Source organism: Nocardioides sp. NPDC101246, from assembly GCF_044767415.1.
In the GTDB taxonomy this organism is placed as follows: domain Bacteria; phylum Actinomycetota; class Actinomycetes; order Propionibacteriales; family Nocardioidaceae; genus Nocardioides.
The window spans coordinates 212209-226309 of the sequence record NZ_JBIWNX010000007.1; the positions used below are offsets into that span (position 1 = coordinate 212209).

Annotated in this window: 15 protein-coding genes; 10 read left to right on the top strand and 5 right to left on the bottom strand. The window is 70.9% G+C overall.

Annotation, left to right across the window (positions count from 1 at the left end):
• Positions 1-40 precede the first annotated feature (40 nt).
• The gene (locus tag ACIRON_RS15245; protein WP_402993114.1) at positions 41-988 is read left to right on the top strand and encodes a TauD/TfdA dioxygenase family protein; all 948 of its coding nucleotides are present in this window, start codon (positions 41-43) and stop codon (positions 986-988) included.
• A 20-nt stretch (positions 989-1008) separates the two neighbouring features.
• On the opposite strand, the gene ACIRON_RS15250 is transcribed toward ACIRON_RS15245, so the two are convergent.
• Together ACIRON_RS15250 and ACIRON_RS15255 are read right to left on the bottom strand one after the other, a co-directional pair.
• Positions 1009-1548: a 4-amino-4-deoxy-L-arabinose transferase gene (locus ACIRON_RS15250; RefSeq protein ID WP_402993115.1), complete on the bottom strand. Its 540-nt coding sequence runs from the start codon at positions 1546-1548 to the stop codon at positions 1009-1011.
• Positions 1549-1550: 2 nt separating this feature from the next.
• Positions 1551-2015 carry a hypothetical protein gene (locus ACIRON_RS15255; protein WP_091042268.1) on the bottom strand — a complete coding sequence of 155 codons (465 nt, stop codon included), beginning with the start codon at positions 2013-2015 and terminating at the stop codon, positions 1551-1553.
• Between the two features lie 88 nt (positions 2016-2103).
• Between ACIRON_RS15255 and ACIRON_RS15260 the strand changes: the two genes are divergently transcribed.
• From ACIRON_RS15260 to ACIRON_RS15300, 9 genes are all read left to right on the top strand, one after another.
• The gene (locus ACIRON_RS15260; RefSeq protein ID WP_091042516.1) at positions 2104-2598 is read left to right on the top strand and encodes an SseB family protein; all 495 of its coding nucleotides are present in this window, start codon (positions 2104-2106) and stop codon (positions 2596-2598) included.
• 358 nt (positions 2599-2956) lie between these two features.
• Positions 2957-3622 (top strand): translation initiation factor IF-3, encoded by a 666-nt coding sequence (infC, locus tag ACIRON_RS15265; protein ID WP_402993243.1) that lies wholly within the window; start codon positions 2957-2959, stop codon positions 3620-3622.
• 67 nt (positions 3623-3689) lie between these two features.
• Complete coding sequence (locus ACIRON_RS15270) at positions 3690-3902, top strand: 50S ribosomal protein L35 (RefSeq protein ID WP_008359371.1); 213 nt, start codon at positions 3690-3692, stop codon at positions 3900-3902.
• A 43-nt stretch (positions 3903-3945) separates the two neighbouring features.
• Positions 3946-4329 (top strand): 50S ribosomal protein L20, encoded by a 384-nt coding sequence (gene rplT / locus ACIRON_RS15275; RefSeq protein ID WP_091042264.1) that lies wholly within the window; start codon positions 3946-3948, stop codon positions 4327-4329.
• A 180-nt stretch (positions 4330-4509) separates the two neighbouring features.
• Entirely contained in the window at positions 4510-5283 is a 774-nt protein-coding gene (locus tag ACIRON_RS15280; protein WP_402993116.1) for a TrmH family RNA methyltransferase, read from the top strand.
• 225 nt (positions 5284-5508) lie between these two features.
• The gene (locus ACIRON_RS15285; RefSeq protein WP_402993117.1) at positions 5509-6546 is read left to right on the top strand and encodes a MerR family transcriptional regulator; all 1038 of its coding nucleotides are present in this window, start codon (positions 5509-5511) and stop codon (positions 6544-6546) included.
• A gap of 4 nt (positions 6547-6550) precedes the next feature.
• A complete protein-coding gene (locus ACIRON_RS15290) occupies positions 6551-7738 on the top strand; it encodes an MFS transporter (protein WP_402993118.1) in 1188 nt (395 codons plus the stop codon).
• A gap of 67 nt (positions 7739-7805) precedes the next feature.
• Positions 7806-9008, top strand: a complete 1203-nt coding sequence (locus ACIRON_RS15295; RefSeq protein WP_402993119.1) for a DUF2236 domain-containing protein — start codon at positions 7806-7808, stop codon at positions 9006-9008.
• Positions 9009-9043: 35 nt separating this feature from the next.
• A complete protein-coding gene (locus ACIRON_RS15300) occupies positions 9044-10084 on the top strand; it encodes an ATP-binding protein (protein WP_402993120.1) in 1041 nt (346 codons plus the stop codon).
• Between the two features lie 51 nt (positions 10085-10135).
• Here ACIRON_RS15300 and ACIRON_RS15305 read toward each other — a convergent pair whose 3' ends face one another.
• Genes ACIRON_RS15305 through ACIRON_RS15315 form a run of 3 tightly spaced genes read right to left on the bottom strand, consistent with a single transcriptional unit; the run spans position 10136 to position 14073 of the window.
• Positions 10136-12235 carry an iron ABC transporter permease gene (locus ACIRON_RS15305; RefSeq protein ID WP_402993121.1) on the bottom strand — a complete coding sequence of 700 codons (2100 nt, stop codon included), beginning with the start codon at positions 12233-12235 and terminating at the stop codon, positions 10136-10138.
• Positions 12232-13251, bottom strand: coding sequence for an ABC transporter substrate-binding protein (locus tag ACIRON_RS15310; protein WP_402993122.1), 1020 nt, complete (start codon positions 13249-13251; stop codon positions 12232-12234). Before ACIRON_RS15310 ends, ACIRON_RS15305 begins: the two co-directional genes overlap by 4 nt.
• 24 nt (positions 13252-13275) lie before the next feature.
• A complete protein-coding gene (locus tag ACIRON_RS15315) occupies positions 13276-14073 on the bottom strand; it encodes an ABC transporter ATP-binding protein (protein ID WP_402993123.1) in 798 nt (265 codons plus the stop codon).
• Between the last annotated feature and the right edge of the window lie 28 nt (positions 14074-14101).

Consider the following 14101-nt stretch of genomic DNA (forward strand, 5'->3'; position numbering starts at 1 on the left):
CCGCTTCCCTGAACCAATCCCTGATCGGAGGAGAACGACTGTGACCATCACCGAGCTGCACCGTCCCGCGGACGTCGTCGAGACGCCCTCGGGCGTGCGGATCCGCCGCGCCGGCGCCCGGATCGGTGCCGTCGTCGAGGGCTTGTATCTGGCCGAGGCCGACGACACCCAGATCCAGGACGTACGCAACGCCCTGCTGCGCCACAAGGTGCTCTTCTTCCGGGGCCAGGACGGCCTCACCGACGAGGCGCAGGGCGCCTTCGCGGCCCGGTTCGGTGAGCTGACGACCGCCCATCCGACGGTCGACACCGGCTCCGGACGGGTGCTGAGGGTCACCGCCAACGCCGGCATGGCGGCCAACGCGTGGCACACCGACGTCACCTTCGTGGACCGGGTCCCGGCGATCTCGGTGCTCCGCGCGGTCACCCTGCCTCCCTACGGCGGCACCACGATCTGGGCGAACACCGCGGCCGCCTACGACCGGCTCCCGGCGCCGCTGAAGGCGCTGGCCGACGCACTGTGGGCGGTGCACACCAACTCCTACGACTACGCCCAGCGCGACGAGGAGCACGAGCAGCCCGACGCCAACTACTCCCGCGACGACTTCGCCTCGATCCACTTCGAGACCCGGCACCCGGTCGTCCGCGTGCACCCCGAGACGGGGGAGCGGTCGCTGGTCCTGGGCAGCTTCGTCAAGGAGTTCGACGGGCTTACCTCCACCGAGTCGATCCAGCTGTTCAACCTGCTCCAGGACCGGATCACCAAGCTCGAGAACACCATCCGCTGGGCCTGGCAGCCCGGTGACGTGGCGATGTGGGACAACCGAGCCACCCAGCACTACGCGGTCGCCGACTTCGACCACCACCCGCGCGAGATGCGTCGGGTCACGGTCGCCGGTGACGTACCGGTCTCGGTCGACGGGCGGCGCTCGGAGGTCCTCCAGGGTGACGCGCGGGCCTACTCGCGGCTGGACGAGCTGATCTCCTGACGGCCGCTGCCGGTCGGAGGCTAGGTCATGACGACGATGTCGGCGCGGGCCTCGGTCCGGTCGCGCGCGAAGTGCTCGGTCTCGGCGGCGGCCCAGTCGTCCCAGTGGGGTGCGAAGGTGTCGCCGTCGCGGTCGATGCCGCGTCGCCTGCGCTCCGCCTCGGGTGCGTCGACCCAGGCGAGGGCGGTGCGGAGGCCGTCGTAGCCGGCGGCGCCGCTGCCGACGCCTTCGATGACGAGCAGCGGGCTCGGTGGGACCAGCACGGTCTCGGCGAACTCGCGTGCGTGCCAGTCGTAGCGGCGGTAGGAGCCGGGGGCTCCCTCGACGAGGGGGAGCAGGATCGTCTCGAGCTGGGCGATGCCGTCGGCGAGGCCGTCCCAGCCGGCGTACACCTCGTCCATGTGGACCACCGGGGCCTGCGTCATGTCGGCCAGGGCGTTGGCCAGGGTCGTCTTCCCGGAGCCGGCGGGGCCGTCGATGCAGATCAGCCGCCCGGGGCCGAGGGTGGCCGGACGGCTCATCGCGATCATGAGGAGATCGGCGGTCGGGGAGTCGGCCAACGTCAGGAGATGCCGTACTTCTTCAAGATGTCGTTGACGTCGGCCATGTCCTCGTCATCGTCGTCGACGACCGGGCCCTTGGCCGTCCGCGGAGCCGCGACCGAGGCCGGACCGGCCGAGCCCGCGGGCGCTGCGCCGGCAGCCCCCTTCCGGGCTGCTCGGCTCGGCTTCTCCTTGGTGGGCAGGAGGCGGGAGACGAAGATCAGCACGATCGCGAGCGCGGCGAGGCCGAACCCGATCCAGACGGTCGGGCTGAAGACCAGGCGGGCGGCCCAGTCGCCGATCGCGTCGACGATCCGGCTGCCGGCGCGCAGCAGCCCGGTCAGGTAGGCCGCCGGGGCGAGCAGCGTCCACCCGAACGCCCTCACGCCGGCTCCGAGGCCGCGCCGTCGGAACGCGACCCAGGTCCAGATCGCGCCCAGAACGGTGAGCGCGGCTGCTAGTGCGAGGTAGGCGCCTTGGTCCATGCCTACAGTCTTCCACCGTCCCGGTCGTCCGGCACCCGGACTGTCCCCGATATCGGCCCTGATCTTCGGCTGAGGTTCAATGGAGTCGATGAACGACAAGCGACTCCTCGGCACGGCATTTCCCGGCGACACCGGCGAGACCAGCCCCGAGGTGGCGACGGTGATGAGGTCGTACGCCGCGGGCCAGGCCACGCACGCCGACGTGCTCACCGTCCTGGCAGCCGCCCGGGTGCTGGTCCCGGTCGTCGCGGTCCTGGGCGAGGTCGAGGTCGACGATGCCGGTCTGGCCCACGACAAGTCCTCCGACATGGCCACCGTGCTGCTCACCGGCGCCGACGGACGGCAGGCGCTGCTCGGGTTCACCGGCACCGCGCCGCTGCAGGCGTGGCAGGCCGACGCCCGTCCGGTGCCGGTCTCGCTGCGCGACGCGGCTCAGGCCGCCGTCCACGACGGCGCCGACGCCCTCGTGCTCGACCTCGCCGGCCCGGTCCCGTTCGCGATCGAGGGCGATGACCTGCACAAGGTCGCCGAGGGCTGGCAGCTGGCGACCGTCGGGCCGCGTACGGCCTGGGTCCGACCCTGAGGATTGGGACCGGCGGGAATGTTGCAGTAGGGTTCCGTGTTGACCGATCAGCCGACGTACGCCGTCGGTTCGATCCAACAAGCGGAGATCACGACAGCGTTCTCCCACCCGCATCGACCGCCTTGCAACAAAGGTCGTCGGGTCCGGTCCCGAAGACAGAGTCCCAGAAGTTCATGGGTCGATGGATTCGGCGGTGCGAGCCCGATAGTGGGTGAGCGTCCTGACTGGCTTCCGCTTGTGACAATCCAGCGGAAGCCTTTTTTGATTTCCGGACCGCCCGTGCACGCGGCCCGGAAACCAAGATCTTCAAGCCTCCGCAGCCACAACAACTGGAGGACACATCAGCACTGAGCTTCGTATCAACGACCGGATCCGGGTTCCCGAGGTCCGCCTCGTTGGTCCCAACGGAGAGACGGTCGGCATCGTGCCGACCCCTGACGCGCTGCGCCTGGCCCAGGAGGCCGACCTCGACCTCGTCGAGATCGCCCCGCAGGGCAAGCCGCCGGTCTGCAAGCTCATGGACTACGGGAAGTTCAAGTACGAGAACGCCCAGAAGGCCCGTGAAGCCCGTCGAAACCAGACGAACGTGATCATCAAGGAGATGAAGCTTCGTCCGAAGATCGACAAGCACGACTACGAGACCAAGAAGGGTCACGTCGTGCGGTTCCTCAACGCTGGGGACAAGGTGAAGATCACGATCATGTTCCGCGGTCGTGAGCAGCACCGTCCCGAGCTCGGCTTCCGCCTGCTGCAGCAGCTGGCCGACGACGTCCAGGAGCTGGGCTTCGTCGAGTCCTCGCCCAAGCAGGACGGCCGCAACATGATCATGGTGCTCGGCCCGCACAAGAAGAAGGCCGACGCCAAGGTCGAGGCCAAGGAGGCCAAGGAGGAGAAGGCCGCCGAGCGTGCCGCCGACGAGGCCGCCGAGAAGGCGGAGCGTACGGCTGCGAACGCCGCCCGTCCGGCCTCCACCCCGAAGCCGAAGCGGCGCTCGGAGAACCTCGACCCCGACATCGACCTCTGAGTCGATCCACTGACTTCCGCCGCCGCGGCGCCCCGTGACCGGCCGGACGACGAGAGAAGGAAGAACTATGCCGAAGAACAAGACCCACTCCGGTTCCAAGAAGCGCTTCAAGGTGACCGGTTCCGGGAAGATCCAGCGCCTGCAGGCCGGCCGCAAGTCCGGCGCTGCGTTCGCCTCCGCGCCGACGACCGGCTCGCGCAAGAAGCACCGCCGCAACGCCGGTCTGGTGGAGCTCGCTCCCGCCGACGTGAAGCGCGCGAAGAAGCTGCTCGGTCGCTGAGCGATCACCCCGAAACTTTCCCTAGCATTCAAGGAGCACTGAAATGGCACGCGTCAAGCGCGCAGTGAACGCTGCGAAGAAGCGTCGCACCACCCTCGAGCGGGCCTCCGGTTACCGGGGCCAGCGCTCGCGCCTCTACCGCAAGGCGAAGGAGCAGGTCACCCACTCGCTGGTCTACTCCTACAACGACCGCCGCAAGAACAAGGGCAACTTCCGCAAGCTGTGGATCCAGCGGATCAACGCCGCCGCGCGCGCCGAGGGCATGACCTACAACCGCTTCATCCAGGGTCTCAACCTGGCCGGCATCGAGGTCGACCGCAAGATCCTCGCCGACCTCGCCGTCAACGACGTGGCCGCGTTCAACGCGCTCGTCGCCCAGGCCAAGGCTGCGCTGCCGGAGGACGTCAACGCCCCCGCGAACGCCTGAGTCAGATCTTGTAGGGACGCCCGTCGACGCATCAGCGGAGGCGGGCGTCGCTGCGTGCTCGGGAGGTTTCGCGCGGGTCCGCGGCATTTTCCCGCCATGGCGGGAAAATGCCGCTGTGATCGTCGTTCGACCCGTTGATTTCCCCGCCATGGCGGGAAAGTGTCCGCTGAAGGAGACCAGATGACGCCGCTGGCAGCGGGAAACGCCCGCCTCAAGGAGATCCGCAAGCTCGCCCGCCGAGCCGTCCGGGCCGAGCGAGGGCAGTTCCTCGCCGATGGCCCGAAGGCCGTCGAGGGCGCCCTCGACGTGCCCGGCTGCGTGCAGGAGGTCTTCGCGACGGAGGCGGGTGCCGAGACGTACGCGGATCTGCTCAGCGGGGTCGAGGTCACGATCGTCGAGGATCGCGCGATGGCCGGCCTCTCCGACTCGGTCACCCCCGCCGGGGTGGTGGCGCTGTGCCGGTTCCTGGACGTCCCGCTCGCCGACATCGCGGGTCCGCTCGTGGTGATCTGTGCCGACGTACGCGATCCCGGCAACGCCGGCACCGTCATTCGCTGCGCCGATGCGGCCGGGGCTTCCGGCGTGATCCTGGCCGGCGACTCGGTCGACCTCTACAACCCCAAGACCATCCGGGCCTCGGTCGGCTCCGCCTTCCATCTGCCCGTCGCGGTCGAGCGCGACCCCCTCGCCGCCGTAGCGGCCGCGAAGGCCGCTGGCCTGAGCGTGCTCGCCGCCGACATGCACGGCGAGGCCGACATCTTCGGCGCCGACGACCTGCTGGCGAAGCCGACCGCCTGGCTCTTCGGCAACGAGGCCTGGGGCCTCCCCGACGAGCTCGTGGGCGCTGCCGAACACGTGGTCTCGATCCCGATCTTCGGCCGCGCCGAGTCGCTCAACCTCTCCACCGCCGCTGCCCTCTGCGTCTATGCCTCGGCGCGGGTGCAGCGCGGGTGAATGTTCACCGAGGTAACTCGGTGGACGGTCACTGCCTTCGTGGAACTCGACGAGGGGAGTGAGCAGCCGGTGAGTTACCTCGGTGAACAGTCGGCCGACAACCCGGCCCGCCGAGGCGTCACTCCCGCTGGCCGAACGGTCCCCGAGATGCCCACTCGGCCGACGTACTTGACGCTTCGGGGGAGGCTTGACCTTCATCTCACCTGAAGGGCGACGGTTGCGGACATGGATGAGCCACTGCTGACGATCGGTGCTTTCGCCCGCGCCGTGGGCCTGACCGCGAGCGCGCTGCGCCACTACGACGAGTGCGGGTTGCTGGTGCCGGCCGAGGTCGACTCCGGGACCGGATATCGCTACTACACGCCCGAGCTCGCCGACCGGGCTCGGCTGATCGTGGGCATGCGGGAGGCCGGGGTGCCGATCGAGACGATGCGGGTGGTGCTCGACTCGCCGACCGCACAGGCCCGGGCCGCGCTGGCGGAGTTCCTCGAGGACCAGAGCGCACGCACGGCGCGGGCCGAGGAGGCCGTACGCGGTGTGCTGGCCGCCGTCGACGCCGGCCCCGCCGCCAGGCCGGCGCTCGTCGAGTTGCCCGGTCCCGTGCTGGCCGCGGCGATCCGGCAGGTGCGGCACGCGTCCGAGTCCGATCCGGCCTCCGAGCTCGCCTCGGTGCTCGTCGACGTCGACGAGTCCGGCGTGGACGTCGTCGCCACCAACCGCTACTGGATGGCGGTGCGGGAGCTGCCGGCGGTCGCCGAGGGGGACGGTGGCCGGGCGGTGCTGTCCCTGCCCGACGCGGGCGCGCTGGCCGACCGGCTGGATGCGATCACGACCGCCGAGCTGCGCATCGCGGACGGCACCCTGACCCTCGCCGGGCAGGAGTTGGGTCGCGACACCACCTACCCGGCACATCGGCTCGTGCTGGCCGGTCTGGAGCCGGCCATCACCCGGGCCGTGCTCGCCAAGGCCGACCTGCTCGCCGGGCTCGACGCGGCCGCCTACGCCGAGGTAGACCTCTTCCTCGGCGACCGGACGCGGCTCCGCTCCCCGCACACCGCCGAGCAGAGTGACGTACGCGGCGTGGTGACCGGCCCGCCGAGCCGGCTCCGGCTCGGCACGGCCCTCTTCGGTCGTGCGCTGGCAGCGTGCCTGGGTGACGAGGTGCAGCTCGCGGTGACCGCGCCGGACCGGCCGGTGGTGGTGACCTCGCCCTACCAGCCCGGGTTCACCGCGCTGGTCATGCCCGTACGTCACGAGGACTGAGCTCGTGGGTGGGACCACAGGCCGGGGGTTCCACCCCTGGCTGGCAGCGTCGACCGCATCGGTCTTCGGTGACTCGGTGACCTTCTTCGCGATCGGCTGGGCGGCAGCGGGGTTCGGTGCCGACGCGGCCAGCCTGGTGCTGACGATCGAGGGCATTCCGCTGGCGGTGCTCGTTCTCGCCGGGGGAGTGCTGGCCGACCGGATCGGGATCCGGCGGACGATGGCCGCGTGCGACGCCGCGATGGTGCTGGTCATGGCGGCGTTCGCCGTCGGCGCGATCGGTGGTGCGGGACTGTGGATGCTCGTCGCGGTCGGTGTCCTCTCGGGCACCATCCAGGCTCTGCGGCGACCGGCCGAAGGTGTCTTCCCACGGCTGTTCGGGGCCGAGGATCTGGATCGGCGGATGGCGCTGGTCGGTTCGGCCCACCAGATCGCCCGCACCGCGGGGCCCGCGGCCGGAGGCTTCCTGATCGGCCACGGTGGCCTGCCGCTGACCGCCAGCCTGGACGCGGCCACCTATGCCCTGGTGCTCGTCGCGCTCCTCCTGATCCGGCCGCCGCACGAGCCGGCTCCCGAGTCCGGCCAGGGATCGGTCTGGCGCAGCCTGGCCGACGGCGCCAGGACGGCGGTCCGCACGTCCGGCGTCGTCCCGGTCCTGGTCGCCATCACCGGCCTCGCCGCCTCGGTCCTTCCGCTGGTCATGCTCGCGCTGCCGCTCGCCGGCCGCGAACGCGGCTGGACGGCGGCGGAGACCGGCCTCGTCTCCGGTGCCTGGGTGGCCGGGGGACTGGCGATCACTCTGGTCGTCGCCCGTCGGGGCGCACCGCGCGCGCCGATCGCGGTCGCCGGCCCCGTGCTGGCGGTCGGCGGTGTGGTCCTGCTGGCGCTGCGTACGGAGGTCTGGGCGGGGATCGTCGCGATCGGTCTCGTCGGCGTCGGCACCACCATGCTGACCACCTACCTCTTCCCGGCCTACGTCGCCCGCACCCCGCCGGAGATGCTCGCCCGGTTCTCGAGCCTGACCCAGCTGGCCCAGACGGGCCCGGTCCTGCTCGCCACGCCGCTGGTGGGCGTGGCGGCGGGGGTCGACGTACGGCTGGCTCTCGCCGTGATCACCGCACTGCTCCTGGCCACCGTCCCGGCGGCCGTCCGGGTCGCCCGACTGCCGATCCCGATACCCCAGAGGGTCTGATACACGGAAGGCAAATCTGTTTCACTCGGGACGCGGAAGTTCTCTGGGTGATGCGAAGGAGCACGGCATGACGAACGTGAGCAGACGACGGTTGCTGGCCTCGGGCGGTGCGGCGGCGGCCGCGGGCGCGACCTTCCCGCTGTGGACGTGGTCGCCGAGCGCGTCGATCGCGGGCACGGGGGAGGGGCTCGATCCCGAGTACGTCTGGGACGTCCGCGCCGATCCGGTGATCGAGCGTCTCTACGGCGAGGGCACCGACAAGGTCGCCGAGGTCAACGAGATCCTCAAGAGCTGGACCACCAACGACCAACCGGTTCCCGACGGGCTGCCGGGCTACCTGGCCGACTTCATCGAGGAGGCCCGCCGGCTCCCGACCTGGGCCGACCAGGGGAAGCTGCAGCTGGCCGGCACGTTCAACGAGGAGAGGTACGGCTTCTTCCTCGCCCTCCTCTACACCCTCGGCAGCGGCCTGATCAGCTGCGCGATCAAGCGCGAGGCATGGTCGGTCTACTACTCCTACGGCGGCGCGAACATGCGTGACCGGATCGCCAAGACGACCGTGCTCGGCTACGACGTGATGGATGCCCAGGGCTGGACCGCGTCCGGGCGGCTGATGGTCGACTCGGTCAAGACCCGGATGGTCCACGCCGCCGTACGCCACCTGCTGCCGCAGTCCCCGCACTGGTCACGCGTCGGCGCCAGCCAGGAGATCCCGATCAGCCAGGCCGACATCCTGGTCACCTTCCACATCCTCGGCACCTGGGTGATGAAGAAGTTCACCGAGTGGAACATCGCGCCGAGCAAGGAGCTCGCCGACGCGTTCCTGCACGCCTGGAACGTCGACCTCCATCTCCTCGGCGTGCAGGACCAGTACCTGCCGAAGGACTGGGATGCGGCGTACGCGCAGTACGACCAGGTGATGGGTCCGGCCACCGGCGGCACCCGGGAGGGCGTCGAGCTCGCCCAGGCCCTGCTCGACTCGGTGATCGGCGAGGGCAACCCGCTGCTGCGCCACGAGCTGGAGTCGCTGGGACGCTACGTGATCGGGGACGCGTACGCCGACATGATCGCCTTCGACAAGGACCCGCTGCTCGCGCCGGTCTGGGCGAGCGCCGTGCCGCTGCTGGTGACCTCCTACCAGAGCACGGTCCCGAACATCCCGCTCGTCTCCAACCTGCTCCCCGAGGTCGTGCACACCTTCATCAAGATCTACTTCTCACCCGGCGACCCGGCGCCGATCACGCTGCCGCTGAGCAATCGGCCGGAGTAGCGGCCCCGGGCGCTCGCTCGGTCTAGGGTGACGACGTGGACGCCCGAGAACTCGCCGATGCCCTGCCCGACGGTGTCGTCGTCGCCGACGCGGACGGCGCGGTCGTCCTGGTCTCCACCCTGGCCGGGCGGATGCTCGGCGTGGACCCGGTCGCGAGCCTGGGGAAGCCGCTCGGTGACGTACTCACGCTGAGCAACACCGAAGGCCAGACCTGGGCCGAGGCCAACCGGCCCTACGACACCTTGCGCACCGTCACCGGTACGCCGGAACAGGCCTGGCTGCTGCCCGACGGCACCGAGGTGCTGGTCGTCTCGACGATCCGGCGCCCGTCCCTGGAGGCCGACGTCGACCAGGTCTCGATCTCGCTGCGCTCGGGCCGGGGCCGCAAGCGGCTGGACCGGGAGCGGTCCGACCTGGTCGCCACCGTCGCCCACGAGCTGCGCTCGCCGCTGACCGGGGTCAAGGGTTTCGTCCAGGCGCTCCTGAACCGGTGGGACAGGCTCAACGACGATCAGAAGAAGCTGATGCTCAAGACCGTCGCCTCCGACTCCGACCGGCTCTCGAGGCTGATCGCCGAGCTCCTCGACGTCGCCCGGATCGACACCGGCAGGCTGCAGCTCTACCCGCGCGCCAGCGACGCGACGGTGCTGGTCACCCGCGTGGTCGAGTCGGTGCGCTCGGCCACCTCGCGGCCGATCGAGCTCGACGTCTCCGCCGGTGAGGACGAGCTCGAGATCCATGCCGACCCGGACAAGTTCACCCAGGTCGTCACCAACCTCGTCGAGAACGCCGTACGTCACGGCGACGGTGTCGTCACCGTGAGCCTGGGTGTGCCTCCGGACGACCCCGATCAGGTCCTGCTGGTCGTCGAGGACCGCGGCGACGGCATCCCGGCCGAGCTGCGCCAGCGCGTGTTCACCAAGTTCTGGAAGCACGGCGCCCGCGGCGGCTCGGGCCTGGGCCTCTACATCGTCGGCGGCCTCACGAAGGCCCACGGAGGGTCGGTCAGGATCTCCGACGCCGACGGCGGCGGGGCTCGCATCGAGGTCACCTGGCCCCGACTCGGCCCGTCCTGACCGAGAATCCTGCCGAGTCGGCGCGTCAGGACGAGCCGACTCGGCATCGGGTCAGGGGCGGGAGCGGGCCAGCAGGAAGATGAAGTACGGCGCGCCGATCAGCGCGACGACGAGGCCCGCGGGGATCTGGGCGGGGCTGATCGCGGTGCGGCCGATGGCGTCGGCGACCACGAGGAGCAGCGCCCCGACCAGGATGGCGACCGGTACGACCCGCGCGCTGCGCCCGCCGACGAGGGCACGCGCGATGTGCGGTGCGACCAGGCCGACGAAGCCGACGACACCGACGGCGGAGACGGCCATCGCGGTGAGCACCGCGGCGGTGAGCAGGATCAGCAGCCGCACCCGCTCCGAGGAGACCCCGACCAGGCGTGGGGTGTCGTCGTCCAGGGTGAGCAGGTCGAGCTCGCGGCGCACCATGAAGGCGACCGGGATCGCGAGAGCCAGCGCGACCGCGACCGGGACGACCTGCTCCCAGCTGCGACCGTAGGTCGAACCGGACAGCCAGGTGTAGATCCGCGGGGTGTCCCACGGGTTGGAGCGCACCAGCAGGAAGGTGCTCAGCGAGGCTGATCCGTACCAGACCCCGATGCCGATGAGCACCAGCCGGTCGGTGTCGATCCCGCCGCGCCAGGCCAGGCCGTAGACGAGCCCGAAGGCGATCAGCGCTCCGAGGGTCGCCGCGATGAGCATGGTCGTCGTCGAGGCTGCGGCCGAGGACTCGCTGCTCCACCCGGAGGAGAGCCCGGTCACCACGACGACCGCGCCGACCCCGGCGCCACCGGTGATGCCGAGGATCCCGGGCTCGGCCAGCGGGTTGCGGCAGGTGGCCTGGACGAAGGTGCCCGCCAGGGCGAGCGCTCCGCCGGCGAGGACGGCGGCGCCGACACGTGGCGCCCGCTCGTCGAGGGCGAACTGGACCAGTGGGATCCCCTCGCCCTGCAGCCAGGCGGCGATGTCGCCGGTGTAGAGCCACTGGTGGCCGGCCAGCAGGCCGACGACGGTGGCTCCGACGGTCAGGGCGAGCAGCAGGACGAGCACCACCAGGAACCGGACCCGGCTGCGGATGGTGACGGTGGCGCCCGGCGGCCGCCGGGTGGGGCCGCTGTCGCGTCCGCCACGGGCGAGGATCACCATCACGATCGCGCCGGCGATCGTCGTGGTCACGCCGGTGGGCACGGACATGGCCTCGTCGGCGCCGAGCACGGCCCGGACGAGCACGTCCGCACCGACGACGACGAGAGCACCCACGAGCCCGGAGGCCGGCAGCAGCACCGCGTGCCGGTGGAGTGCGGGGACGATCCGGCCGAGCAGGCGGACGAGCACCGGGGCGCACAGACCGACGAAGCCGATCGGCCCGGCCAGCGTCACCGACGCCGAGGTGAGCACGACGGCGAGGACGGTCCCGATCGCCCGGGTGGAGCGGACCGGGACGCCGAGGACCGAGGCCGCGTCGTCCCCGGCCGCGAGCAGGTCGAGGCGGCGCGCGAGCATCAGGGCGCAGACGGTCGCCACCACGACCACCGGTGCCACCTGCCAGAAGGCCCGCAGCCCGAGCTGGCTCAGCGAGCCGCTGCCCCAGGCGAACAGGCTCGTGGTCTCCTCGGAGTAGAGGATGAGCAGGGTCGAGGTGCCGGCCTGGAGCGCGAGCGCCACCGCCGAGCCGGCCAGGATGAGCCGGGTCGTCGACGTACCGGCGCCCCCGGCCAGTGCGAGCACGAGCCCGGCGGCCGCGAGGCCGCCGAGGAAAGCCGTGATGCCCGAGGCCCACAGCGGGACCGAGAGCCCGAAAGCGGCGACCAGCGTGACCGCGAAGTACGCCCCTCCGGTCACGGCCAGGGTGTCCGGAGAAGCCATCGCGTTGCGGGCCAGCGACTGCAGGAGCACGCCCGCGACGCCGAGGGCGAACCCGACCGCGACGCCCGCGGCGAGCCGGGGGATCCGCGAACCGGTGATGATCTCCATCGTCGACGCGGTCGCGCCGTGCGCCTGCTCACGTCCGAGCAGTGCGTCGAGGAAGTCGGCAGGACCTACCCCCGAGGTGCCCTGGGTGAGGTGCCACCCGGCAGCGAGAAGCAGCCCGACGAGCAGGCACAGGAGGACGACTGACGCGCCTCCTGCACCCGCTCGCGGGGCCTTGACGGCATCGGTCACTTGGTGAGCAGGTCGACGTACGCGTCGAGGATCTGCTCCGCCGACCGCGGGCCACCGAAGGTCCAGATGGCGGCGGGGAAGGCGTGGGAGCGGCCCTCGCTGACCGCGGGGATGGACTTCCAGACCTTGTTCTTCGCGAGCTCGGCGTTGACGTCGCCGACGGGGTCGACGGTGCCGGTGTAGAAGAAGGTGGCCTCGCCGAGGGTGGTCATGCCCTCGATGTCGGTCTGCCCGAGGCCGTACGCGGGGTCGACCTCGCCGGTCCAGGCGTTCTTCAGGCCGAGCTCTTCGCCGAGCTCACCGATCAGCGAGCCCTGGCCGAAGGGGCGGATCGCCACGTTGGCGCCGTCGATCCAGCCGTCGAAGTAGACGAACTCGGTGCCGGCGACATCGGCGTCGGCGAGCGCCTTCTTCGACTCGGCGAGCTTGTCCTCGAACTCGCCGACCACGGCCTCCGCCTGCTCCTCGCGGCCGGTGGCCTCGGCGATCATCTCGAAGGTGGTCACCATGTTGGCGACGGGGTCCTTGGCGTCGGCGCCCTTGGTGGCGAGCACGGGGACGTCGTACTTGGCGAGCTGCTTGAGGATCTCGTCCTCGGCGGTGTAGGCCTCGACGACGATCAGGTCCGGGTTGGTGCCGAAGAGCGTCTCCAGGTTCGGCTCACCGCGGGTGCCGACGTCGGTGGCGCCATCGTCCAGCTTCTCGGCGGTGTCCCAGGTGTTGTAGCCCTTGGGGTCGGCCACGGCGACCGGGTCCACGCAGAGGCTCAGCAGGTCCTCGGTCTGCTGCCACTCCAGGACCGCGACCCGCTCGGCGGGCTTGTCCAGCTCGACCTTGTTGCCGAAGGCGTCGGTCAGGCTGACCGCACCGGTCGAGGTCTCGACCCCCTCGCAGCCCGCCGAGGCCTTCTGCGCGGGCTCGTCGGTCTCGGCGGCGGTGGTGGTCTGGCCACACGCGGCGAGCAGCAGCGCTGCGCCGGCTGTCGCCAGGGCAGCCGTCGTCGTACGTCGATTCATGATTCCTCTTCGTGTCCACCGGCGTCAGCGCCGGGCGTGATGCCTGCCGCGTGGCTCGACCCGGACGCGCCCGGACTCCAGATCGGAGGTCACCTCGATCGGGAGCCCGTACACCTCGGAGAGGTGTTCGGCGGTGAGCACGTCAGCGGGTTCGCCGGTGGCGTGCACAACGCCGTGGTGCAGCAGTACGACCTGGTCCGCCACGGCGGCGGTCTGGTTCAGGTCGTGCAGGACGACGCCGATGGCCGTCCCGTGGTGGTCCGCGAGGTCGCGGACCAGGTCCAAGATCTCGACCTGGTAGCGCAGGTCGAGATGGTTGGTGGGCTCATCGAGCAGCAGTACGCCGGTGTCCTGGGCCAGGCAGCTGGCCAGCCAGACGCGCTGCAGCTCGCCACCGGAGAGCTGGTCGACCGGACGGTCCGCCATCGGCGCCGTGCCGGTCAGCTCCATCGCCCGGTCGATGCTCGCCAGGTCGTCCTCGGTCAGGGAGGCGAAGCGCCGCCGGTGAGGGTGGCGGCCGAACCCCACGACGTCGCGGACGGTCAGGCCTGAGGGGTGCGGCCGCGACTGGGACAGCAGCGTCACCCTGCGCGCGAACTCGCGGGCGGCCAGGGGAGCGCTGTCGTCGCCGTCGAGGGCGACCGAGCCGGAGGTCACCTTGTGCAACCGGGCCAGGGACCGCAGCACGGTCGACTTTCCCGAGCCGTTCGGCCCGATGAGCGCGGTGACCCGCCCCGGCTCGAGACCGATCGAGACTCCATGGACGACGGTGGCACGGGCGTAGCCGAGCACCAGGTCGTGACCGGAGAGCGCAGGAAGCATGAGGTGAGGCTAACCTAACGAAGTCCCG

Excerpts from the sequence above, each read along its gene's own strand:
- rplT (WP_091042264.1), top strand. The coding sequence starts at position 3,946 with ATGGCACGCGTCAAGCGCGCAGTGAACGCTGCGAAGAAGCGTCGCACC.
- ACIRON_RS15310 (WP_402993122.1), bottom strand. The coding sequence starts at position 13,251 with ATGAATCGACGTACGACGACGGCTGCCCTGGCGACAGCCGGCGCAGCG.
- ACIRON_RS15255 (WP_091042268.1), bottom strand. The coding sequence starts at position 2,015 with ATGGACCAAGGCGCCTACCTCGCACTAGCAGCCGCGCTCACCGTTCTG.
- ACIRON_RS15270 (WP_008359371.1), top strand. The coding sequence starts at position 3,690 with ATGCCGAAGAACAAGACCCACTCCGGTTCCAAGAAGCGCTTCAAGGTG.
- ACIRON_RS15295 (WP_402993119.1), top strand. The coding sequence starts at position 7,806 with ATGACGAACGTGAGCAGACGACGGTTGCTGGCCTCGGGCGGTGCGGCG.
- ACIRON_RS15285 (WP_402993117.1), top strand. The coding sequence starts at position 5,509 with ATGGATGAGCCACTGCTGACGATCGGTGCTTTCGCCCGCGCCGTGGGC.
- ACIRON_RS15260 (WP_091042516.1), top strand. The coding sequence starts at position 2,104 with ATGAACGACAAGCGACTCCTCGGCACGGCATTTCCCGGCGACACCGGC.
- ACIRON_RS15315 (WP_402993123.1), bottom strand. The coding sequence starts at position 14,073 with ATGCTTCCTGCGCTCTCCGGTCACGACCTGGTGCTCGGCTACGCCCGT.
- ACIRON_RS15280 (WP_402993116.1), top strand. The coding sequence starts at position 4,510 with ATGACGCCGCTGGCAGCGGGAAACGCCCGCCTCAAGGAGATCCGCAAG.